Source organism: Flavobacterium gawalongense (assembly GCF_007097265.1).
In the GTDB taxonomy this organism is placed as follows: Bacteria; Bacteroidota; Bacteroidia; order Flavobacteriales; family Flavobacteriaceae; genus Flavobacterium; species Flavobacterium gawalongense.
The window spans coordinates 1-2,487 of record NZ_VJZP01000072.1 but is presented as its reverse complement, the minus strand read 5'-3'; the positions used below and the strand labels follow the sequence as shown (position 1 = coordinate 2,487).

Annotated in this window: 1 tRNA gene and 1 rRNA gene; both read right to left on the bottom strand. The window is 47.5% G+C overall.

Annotated features, from left to right (window positions below):
* Positions 1–2,215: ribosomal RNA gene (locus tag FNW38_RS17285) — 23S ribosomal RNA — on the bottom strand; the annotation flags it as partial.
* A 197-nt stretch (positions 2,216–2,412) separates the two neighbouring features.
* Positions 2,413–2,486, bottom strand: a tRNA-Ala gene (locus FNW38_RS17280).
* Between the last annotated feature and the right edge of the window lies 1 nt (position 2,487).

Below are 2,487 nucleotides of genomic sequence, written 5' to 3'. Positions count from 1 at the left end.
TACGGGGTTAGGCCTCAGATAAACAAAGGGTTGTATTTCAACAATGACTCCACAACGCCTAGCGACGCCACTTCACAGTCTCCAACCTATCCTACACATCATTTATCCAAGGTCAATACTAAGCTATAGTAAAGGTGCACAGGGTCTTTTCGTCCCACTGCGGGTAAGCGGCATCTTCACCGCTACTACAATTTCACCGAGCTCATGGCTGAGACAGTGTCCAGATCGTTACACCATTCGTGCAGGTCGGAACTTACCCGACAAGGAATTTCGCTACCTTAGGACCGTTATAGTTACGGCCGCCGTTTACTGGGGCTTCAATTCAATGCTTCTCCGAAGATAACATCTCCTCTTAACCTTCCAGCACCGGGCAGGTGTCAGGCCCTATACTTCATCTTACGATTTTGCAGAGCCCTGTGTTTTTGATAAACAGTCGCCTGGACCTCTTCACTGCGGCCAGCATTGCTGCTGGCGACCCTTCTCCCGAAGTTACGGGTCTATTTTGCCTAATTCCTTAGCCATGAATCTCTCGAGCACCTTAGGATTCTCTCCTCGACTACCTGTGTCGGTTTGCGGTACGGGTACTTATTACCTGAAGTTTAGAGGTTTTTCTTGGAAGCCCTTAGGCGCACTATCTCTTTGTCCGAAGACGCCGAGTACTATCGTATTTCCCCAAGCCGCGTGGATTTGCCTGCGCAGCTTATAGGTAGGTACTTCAACGAACTATTCCGTCAGTTCGCGGCGCTTTCATCACTCCGTCACCCCATCACAGTAATAACTAGTACGGGAATATTAACCCGTTGTCCATCGACTGTCCCTTTCGGGTTCGCCTTAGGTCCCGACTAACCCACAGCTGATTAGCATAGCTGTGGAAACCTTAGTCTTTCGGTGTGCGGGTTTCTCGCCCGCATTATCGTTACTTATGCCTACATTTTCTTTTCTAACCAGTCCAGCATGCCTTACGACACACCTTCTACCCTGTTAGAATGCTCCCCTACCACTCCATAATTTAATATGAAATCCATAGCTTCGGTAATATACTTATGCCCGATTATTATCCATGCTCGTCCGCTCGACTAGTGAGCTGTTACGCACTCTTTAAATGAATGGCTGCTTCCAAGCCAACATCCTAGCTGTCTGGGCAGACAAACCTCGTTCTTTCAACTTAGTATATATTTGGGGACCTTAGCTGATGGTCTGGGTTCTTTCCCTCTCGGACTTGGACCTTAGCACCCAAGCCCTCACTGTTATGAAACATTATATAGCATTCGGAGTTTGTCAGGAATTGGTAGGCGGTGAAGCCCCCGCATCCAATCAGTAGCTCTACCTCTATATAACTTTACGCATAACGCTGCACCTAAATGCATTTCGGGGAGTACGAGCTATTTCCGAGTTTGATTGGCCTTTCACCCCTACCCACAGGTCATCCGAAGACTTTTCAACGTCAACCGGTTCGGTCCTCCACTGTGTGTTACCACAGCTTCAACCTGCCCATGGGTAGATCACACGGTTTCGCGTCTAACACTACTGACTAAAGCGCCCTATTCAGACTCGCTTTCGCTACGGATCCGTGGCTTAACCACTTATCCTTGCCAGCAACGTTAACTCGTAGGCTCATTATGCAAAAGGCACGCCGTCACCCCACCAAGGGGCTCCGACCGCTTGTAAGCGTATGGTTTCAGGATCTATTTCACTCCGTTATTCACGGTTCTTTTCACCTTTCCCTCACGGTACTGGTTCACTATCGGTCTCTCAGGAGTATTTAGCCTTAGCGGATGGTCCCGCCAAATTCAGACAGGATTTCTCGTGTCCCGCCCTACTCAGGATACCACTATCCTTTACATTCATTACTTATACAGGGCTATCACCTTCTTTGGCTCTACTTTCCAGTAGATTCTAATTCTTTATGCAAGAAATCTCGTGGTCCTACAACCCCAACATTGCCGTAACAACATTGGTTTGGGCTAATCCGCGTTCGCTCGCCACTACTTACGGAATCACTTTTGTTTTCTTCTCCTCCGCCTACTTAGATGTTTCAGTTCAGCGGGTTTGCCCACCTATCGGTGTACTATGTCTTCAACATAGTGGGTTGCCCCATTCGGGTATCTACGGATCTATTCGTGTGTGCCAATCCCCGTAGCTTTTCGCAGCTTATCACGCCCTTCATCGCCTCTGAGAGCCAAGGCATCCCCCATACGCCCTTATTTTGCTTATTGTACCAACATTCAATTAAGAATGCCGTTTCTTCTGTCTAGTCGTTGCAATGCAACGGCTCTACAGAAAATGCTTTCTACTTTTTATTATTTTCTTATCTCAATATGTCAATGAACTTTAATTCAGTGTTCAGTTTGCAGTATTTAGTATTCAGATTTCACTGAACACTGATCACTTTTTTTCTGATCACTTCTTTCGTGGAGAATAACGGAGTCGAACCGTTGACCTCCTGCGTGCAAGGCAGGCGCTCTAGCCAGCTGAGCTAATCCCCCA